The sequence below is a fragment of the Micrococcus sp. LASM2_SD2 genome (assembly GCF_057364565.1).
Genome location: NZ_JBNFOB010000119.1, coordinates 1 through 6,958, shown reverse-complemented (window position 1 = coordinate 6,958; position 6,958 = coordinate 1). Strand labels below are relative to the sequence as shown.

General features: G+C 72.3%; 6 protein-coding genes. 2 read left to right on the top strand and 4 right to left on the bottom strand.

Features of this window, described 5'->3' with window-relative positions; translation table 11 throughout:
* Nucleotides 1-76 precede the first annotated feature (76 nt).
* Entirely contained in the window at nucleotides 77-1,027 is a 951-nt protein-coding gene (locus tag AC2W7A_RS07545) for a DUF4031 domain-containing protein (protein WP_485990814.1), read from the top strand.
* Nucleotides 1,028-1,135: 108 nt separating this feature from the next.
* Here AC2W7A_RS07545 and groL read toward each other — a convergent pair whose 3' ends face one another.
* From groL to AC2W7A_RS07530, 3 genes are all read right to left on the bottom strand, one after another.
* Entirely contained in the window at nucleotides 1,136-2,776 is a 1,641-nt protein-coding gene (gene groL / locus AC2W7A_RS07540; protein WP_485990813.1) for a chaperonin GroEL, read from the bottom strand.
* A 349-nt stretch (nucleotides 2,777-3,125) separates the two neighbouring features.
* Nucleotides 3,126-4,193: a LytR C-terminal domain-containing protein gene (locus AC2W7A_RS07535; protein WP_485990812.1), complete on the bottom strand. Its 1,068-nt coding sequence runs from the start codon at nucleotides 4,191-4,193 to the stop codon at nucleotides 3,126-3,128.
* Between the two features lie 61 nt (nucleotides 4,194-4,254).
* Nucleotides 4,255-4,548, bottom strand: a complete 294-nt coding sequence (locus AC2W7A_RS07530) for a DUF3263 domain-containing protein (protein WP_485990811.1) — start codon at nucleotides 4,546-4,548, stop codon at nucleotides 4,255-4,257.
* 115 nt (nucleotides 4,549-4,663) lie between these two features.
* On the opposite strand from AC2W7A_RS07530, the gene AC2W7A_RS07525 reads away from it, so the two are divergent.
* Complete coding sequence (locus tag AC2W7A_RS07525) at nucleotides 4,664-5,341, top strand: uracil-DNA glycosylase (RefSeq protein WP_485990810.1); 678 nt, start codon at nucleotides 4,664-4,666, stop codon at nucleotides 5,339-5,341.
* A 98-nt stretch (nucleotides 5,342-5,439) separates the two neighbouring features.
* Here AC2W7A_RS07525 and AC2W7A_RS07520 read toward each other — a convergent pair.
* Nucleotides 5,440-6,958: threonine/serine exporter family protein (locus AC2W7A_RS07520; RefSeq protein ID WP_485990809.1), on the bottom strand; the 1,519-nt coding region annotated here is incomplete at its 5' end.

Below are 6,958 nucleotides of genomic sequence, written 5' to 3'. Positions count from 1 at the left end.
CGCCCCGTGGGGGAGGGCGTCCGGGGCCGTTCGCCGTCCGCGGCCCGTCTAGGGTGACCCGTCTAGGGTGACCTCCATGGCCGTGTACATCGATCCGCCCGTCTGGCCCGCCCACGGGACCGTGTTCTCCCACCTGGTCTCGGACGTCTCGCTGGCGGAGCTCCACGCATTCGCCGCGGACGCAGGCCTCAGCCCCCGCGCGTTCGACCTGGACCACTACGACGTGCCCGCGCACCGCCACGACGAGCTGGTCGCCCTCGGGGCCGAGCCGGTCAGCGGCGGCGAGCTGACCCGCCGCCTGATCCGGTCCGGCCTGCGGGTGCCCTCGCGCCGTCGCCCCATGCGCCGTGACCCGATGCTCCTGCGCCGGTGGGCGAACCTGTTCGCCGGGCCGATCGGTGCACACCGCGCGGCCGGTGCGGACCCGGGCGCCGTCGCAGATCTCGGCCGGGAGCTGCTGGCCCGCTGGAGCGAGCCGCACCGGCACTACCACTCGCCGGACCACCTGCTGGCGGTCCTGGAGGCCGTGGACCGTCTCCGGGGAGACGGCGAGGAGCCGGGACCGCTCCCCCGTGCCGTCCCCCTCGCGGCCTGGTTCCACGACGCGGTCTACGCCGCCGATCCGGCCCGCCCGGCAGGCCAGGACGAGGAGGACTCGGCTCGCCTGGCCGAGGAGCTGCTGGCCGCACCCCGCCTGGCCGTGTCGGACACGGAGATCGCCGAGACCGCGCGACTGGTCCGTCTCACCCTGAGCCACCGTCCGACCGCGGACGACCGGGCCGGCGCCCTGCTCTCCGACGCGGACCTGGAGGTGCTCGGCCGCACCCCGGACGCCTATGACGACTACGTGGCGCTGGTCCGCCGGGACTTCGCCCACGTGCCGGAGCCGGACTGGCGGCGCGGCCGTGCCGCCGTGCTGGACGGCCTCCTCGGCGCGGAACGGCTGTACGCGACGGCGAGCGGCCGTCGTCGTTGGGAGGAGGCGGCCCGGACGAACCTGGCCCGGGAGCGCGACTCGCTCCGCTGAGACGCCCGGACACGCATCGAGGCCCGGCCCCCTGTGCAGGGGACCGGGCCTCGGTCTGCGTCGGCGGATCCGAGACGCCAGGCGTCCGGATCAGGCGTCAGCGGGTGGTCACATCATGCCGCCCATGCCGCCCATGCCGCCCATGGCGTCCATGCCCTCGCCGCCGGCCGGGGTCTTCTCCGGCTTGTCGGCCACCACGGCCTCGGTGGTGAGGAACAGGCCGGCGATGGAGGCGGCGTTCTGCAGCGCGGAACGGGTCACCTTCACCGGGTCGTTGATGCCGGCAGCCAGCAGGTCCTCGTACTCGCCGGTGGCGGCGTTGAGGCCGTTGCCCTCCGGGAGCGCCTTGACCTTGTCCGCCACGACGCCCGCCTCCAGGCCGGCGTTGAAGGCGATCTGCTTCAGCGGGGCCTCGACGGCGACCTTCACGATGTTCGCGCCGGTGGCCTCGTCGCCCTCGAGCTGCAGGCCGTCGAACGCCTTGGCGCCGGCCTGAATCAGGGCCACACCGCCGCCGGCGACGATGCCCTCCTCCACGGCCGCCTTGGCGTTGCGCACGGCGTCCTCGATGCGGTGCTTGCGCTCCTTGAGCTCGACCTCGGTGGCCGCACCGGCCTTGATGACGGCCACGCCGCCGGCCAGCTTGGCGAGACGCTCCTGCAGCTTCTCGCGGTCGTAGTCCGAGTCGGTGTTCTCGATCTCGGAGCGGATCTGGGACACGCGGCCGGCGATCTGGTCCGCGTCGCCGGCGCCCTCGACGATGGTGGTCTCGTCCTTGGTGATGACGACCTTGCGGGCCTGGCCCAGCATGTCCAGGGTCGCGGTCTCGAGGGACAGGCCGACCTCGGAGGAGATGACCTGGCCGCCGGTGAGGATCGCGATGTCCGCCAGCATGGCCTTGCGGCGGTCGCCGAAGCCCGGGGCCTTCACGGCCACGGACTTGAAGGTGCCGCGGATCTTGTTGACCACGAGGGTCGCCAGGGCCTCGCCCTCGACGTCCTCGGCGATGATCAGCAGCGGCTTGCCGGACTGCATGACCTTCTCCAGGACCGCCACCATGTCCTTCACGGTGGAGATCTTGGAGTTCACGATCAGCACGTACGGGTCCTCGAGGACGGTCTCCTGGCGGTCGGCGTCGGTGACGAAGTAGCCGGAGATGTAGCCCTTGTCGAAGCGCATGCCCTCGGTGAGCTCGAGGTCGAGGCCGAAGGTGTTCGACTCCTCGACGGTGATGACGCCCTCCTTGCCGACCTTGTCCAGGGCCTCGGCGATCAGGGAGCCGATCTGCGGGTCGGCGGCCGAGATGGACGCGGTGGCGGCGATCTGGTCCTTGGTCTCGATCTCGCGGGCGGCGCCCAGGAGCTCGGCGGTGACGGCCTCGACGGCCTTCTCGATGCCGCGCTTCAGGGCCATCGGGTCCGCGCCGGCGGCCACGTTGCGCAGGCCCTCACGGACCAGGGCCTGGGCCAGCACGGTGGCGGTGGTGGTGCCGTCGCCGGCGACGTCGTCGGTCTTCTTGGCGACCTCCTTGACGAGCTCCGCGCCGATCTTCTCGTACGGGTCCTCGAGCTCGATCTCCTTGGCGATGGAGACGCCGTCGTTGGTGATGGTGGGAGCGCCCCACTTCTTCTCCAGCACGACGTTGCGGCCACGGGGGCCCAGGGTCACCTTCACGGCGTCGGCCAGGGTGTTCAGGCCCTTCTCCAGGCCGCGGCGTGCCTCTTCGTCGAATGCGATGGTCTTTGCCATGTGTGCATGTCCTTTCTGGACGGCTGCGTTCTCAGCGGTCGGGTGACCTGTGCAGTGCCCGCGACGGACGGCGCGTACACGCCTCACCGCTGTCAGGTCCTCCTCCACACGTGCTCCGTCCCGCCGCAGGGCGGCTGGCAGTCGACACGCGGGAGTGCTAAAGCCATTATGAGCACTCTCGAACGGAGAGTGCAAAAGGTCCGCTGATGGCGCAACAGCGCCCCGCCGCCTCGTTCCAGGGACGAGGGGACGGGGCGCTGCCGGTGGGCCGCGATGCAGGGCCAGCGGCCGCGACGACGGTCCCGGCGGACCTCCGCGGCCGGGTGGCCCGATCAGGCCGTGCCGGTGGTCACTTGAACATGACGGCCGCGACGCCGTTCAGCTGCAGGTTCGGGGTCTGGTACGCCGGGACGCCCAGCTCCTGGGCGACCGCCTCGGCGGTGCCCTTGAACGTCGACTGGTTGTAGAGCACGGCCGAGCTGCTCACGCCGTAGCCGTTCCAGTTCTGGGCATCCACGTCCTGGAAGCCGGCACGCCTCAGTCGGTCGGCATGGCCGGCGGCGAGCTTGTTGATGCGCGTGGCGTTGTAGACGACCACGCGGTTCTTCTTCACCGCGGCCGCGGCCTCGGCCGACTTGGACGCCTCCGCCTTCTTCGAGGCTTCGGCCTTGCGGGACGCCTCCGCCTCCCTGGACGCCTCCGCCTCCCTGGACGCCTCCGCCTCCCTGGAGGCCTCAGCGCTGCGCGAGGCCTCGGCCTTGCGGGACGTCTCGGCGCTGCGGGACGCCTCCGCCTTGCGGGATTCCTCGGCGGCCTCGGACGCCTGCGCCCGCTTCGAGGCCTCGGCCCGACGGGCCTCCTCCGCCTTCTTCGACTCCTCGGCGGCACGGGAGGCTGCCGCACGGGACTCCTCGGCGTCACGGGCCTCGGCGGCCTTCTTGGACTCCTCGGCGGCGCGGGACTCCGCGGCCTCCTTGGACTGCTGGGCCGCGGCGGCGGCGGCCGCGGCAGCCTTCTCCGACTCCGCGGCGCGGGAGGCCTCGGCCTTCTCCGACTCGGCCGCCTTCTTCGACTCCGCGGCGGCGCGGGACTCCTTCGCGGCCCTCTCGGACTCCTCGGTCGCACGGGAGTCTTCTGCGCCCTTCGTCGACTCGGCCGAGTCCTCCGACTCCGCGGCGGACTCCTCCGAACCGGACGCGGAGCCGTCGCCCTCGCTCGGGGAGACCGACTCCCCGGGCTCGGTGGCGGTGGCCGTCGCGGAGTTCTCCGTCGCGGTGTTCTCGCCGCCGCGCTGCATGAACGGCAGGACGACGCCCACGAACAGGCCGATGAGCAGGGCGGCCGCGACGATCAGCAGCCACGGGCGGGCCCCGGCGCCGGCGGCACGCGGCACCCTCGAAGTGGTCGCGGTGCGCACCGCGCTGGTCCGTGTACTCCGGGACGTCGTCGAAGCGATCAGGCGTGTAGGCCATCGTGAATCAGGTCTCCTGGGCGACAGTGGGGGAAGTGGGGGCGGCCGGACGGGGCAGCCGGACGGCGCGTCGACGGGTGCCTCGCGTGCGGCGCAGCCGCTGCACGAGCAACGGCCGGCAGGCCAGCGCGGCCTCCCGGTCCAGCAGTCCGTTCAACATCTGATAGTAGGCGGTCGGGGTCAGTCCCAGTCGGTCGCGGATCGCCTGGTCCTTGGCCCCCGGATATCGCCAGCGCAGGTCCTCGAGCTCGAGCACACTCCGCTCCAGCGGGCTGAGCTCGTCTCGGGGGGTTCGCGGCATGCCGCCCATGGTACGGTCTCGGACCCCCGGCACCGCGGACGACGTGCCGTCGCGCCGCCCACACTCCGCACCCGGCGCCCACGTGCCGTGCCCGGTCGACCGTTAGCCTGGCGGCATGGACCTCATCGCACCGCTCGACCCCGGCTGGACCCGGGTCTTCTCCGACCACGATGCCTCATTCGCCGCCGTCGCCGAGCAGCTGCGGTCCCGCCGGGCCGCCGGCGAGCAGATCCTGCCGGCTCCGGAACACGTGCTGCGTGCCTTCCGCCAGCCGTTCGAGGACGTCCGGGTCCTCGTCCTCGGCCAGGACCCCTACCCCACGCCAGGGCACCCGATCGGCATGAGCTTCGCCGTGGCCCCGGACGTGCGGCCCCTCCCCCGCTCCCTCGTGAACATCTACCGGGAGCTCGCCGAAGACCTCGGCCTCACCCCGCCGGAACACGGTGACCTGACGGCGTGGACGGAGCGCGGCGTGCTGATGCTGAACCGGTGCCTCACCGTGGCGGCCGGATCCCCCGGCTCGCACCGCGGCATCGGGTGGGAGCAGATCACGGAGACCGCCGTGCGGGCCCTCGCCGAACGCGACGCCCCGCTCGTGGCCCTGCTCTGGGGTGCCGACGCCCGCCGCCTGGCCGGGCCGCTGCGGGCGCATGGTGTGGGGGTGGTCGAGTCCCCACACCCCTCGCCGCTGAGCGCCCACCGCGGGTTCTTCGGCTCGAAGCCGTTCAGCCGCGCCAATGCGTGGCTCACCGAGCACGGGGCGGACCCGGTGGACTGGAGCCTGCCCGCCTGAGGCGGGCGGCCGTCGTCGCGCCTCTTTCCCGACGCCGGCACCTGCCGCCGCCGGCACACGCACCCGACCCTATGGTCCGGGCAGCCGCGGGGCGGAGGTCAGCGCTGGTGGCCGGACCCTGCGCCGACGCGGGAGCCGGCGAAGATGCGGTCGGTGAGGGGCCTGGCGAGGGTGTCGCCGAAGACCACTCCGCCGGCGATCGCGACGACCACGACGGTGGCGTTGAAGATGCCGGCCACACCGAGCAGGGTGGAGCCGGACTCCACCGTGAACTCGTAGAGGGCGCGGAAGATCGCCAGACCCGGCAGCAGGAAGAGCATGCTGGGCAGCACCACCACGATCTGCGGGAAGCCCAGCCGCAGCGCCGCGGCCCGGCCGAAGAAGCCCACCACGGTGGCGGCGATCGCCGGGGTGAGGCGCGGCCCGGTGCCGATCAGGTCGAACAGGTGGTACGCCCCGAACGCGACCGCCGCCACGAGGCCGGAGGCGACCAGGGCCTTCCAGGTGGCCTGCTCCACGACCGAGTCGGACATGGCCGCGCAGGCCACGAGGACCAGCAGCACGAGTGCGGGCAGGTCCGTGCCCGTCGGGGTCTCGGCGAGTTCGAGCGCCGGCAGTCCGACGATCTCCGAGCCGATCACGCCGATCATGATGCCGCCCATCAGCCCCATGTACACCAGCAGGGCGGAGATCATGCGGCCGGCAGCTGTGACGGGAAAGCCGTTGATCGCGTCCTGGACGGAGGTGACGAAGCGGGAGGACGGCAGCAGGATCATGATGCCGCCGGCGATCACCAGGGACGGGTTGATGGAGACGTCCACGGCGTGCAGGGTCAGCGCGATCGCGGTGGCGAGGAAGCTGCCGATCATGGTGCTGAAGATCTCCGGCAGGCCCTTCTTCTCCACCTGGATCTTGATCCAGAACACGAGCCACGTGGAGGCCATGCCCACGAGGGCACCGCGCCAGGTTCCGCCGATGAACGGCACGAACAGGCCGCAGAAGACACCGGCCATGAGGACCTCGGACCAGGCCGGGTACGGCTTGGGCGTGCGCCGGATCTCCACGAGCCGGCGCTGGGCCTCGGCACGGGTGACCTCCCCGTCCGCGATGGCCTCGACCAGCCGGTGCAGGGCGCCCAGCCCGGCGAAGTTCGTGGACCAGGAGCGCACCACGCGCTGAAGGGTGTAGGGGACCTCGCCGCGCGAGGAGTCCGGCGCGTAGTTCAGGGAGATCGCCTGGTTCGTCAGGTCGACCTCGGTCTCGTGGATGCCGAAGGCCTGTGTGACCACGATGATCGAGGACTCCACGTCCATCGAGCTCGCACCGTAGCTGAACATGGTCTCACCGAGCTTCAGGGCGAAGTCGAGGGTGGTCCGGGCCTCCACGACGGCGTCCGCCCGGGCCTGGCGGGCGCTCAGCCGGGCTCGCATGCGGCGGCCGTACGCCGAGCTGCTCAGGCGCTCCACAAGGGCGATCGCCTGGGTCGGCATGTGCTCGCCGAAGACGGCGCGGTCCGGGTTCGGGTTCGGGTCCGCGGCCGGGGAGACCTCGTGCTTCTGCCCGCGGCGGCGGGGGACGGCGCAACATGCGCCGGTGCGGGGCCTTCTCCGCGGGGGC

Coding starts and splice junctions, on each gene's coding strand:
- groL (WP_485990813.1), bottom strand. CDS start 2,776: ATGGCAAAGACCATCGCATTCGACGAAGAGGCACGCCGCGGCCTGGAG.
- AC2W7A_RS07545 (WP_485990814.1), top strand. CDS start 77: ATGGCCGTGTACATCGATCCGCCCGTCTGGCCCGCCCACGGGACCGTG.
- AC2W7A_RS07525 (WP_485990810.1), top strand. CDS start 4,664: ATGGACCTCATCGCACCGCTCGACCCCGGCTGGACCCGGGTCTTCTCC.
- AC2W7A_RS07530 (WP_485990811.1), bottom strand. CDS start 4,548: ATGCCGCGAACCCCCCGAGACGAGCTCAGCCCGCTGGAGCGGAGTGTG.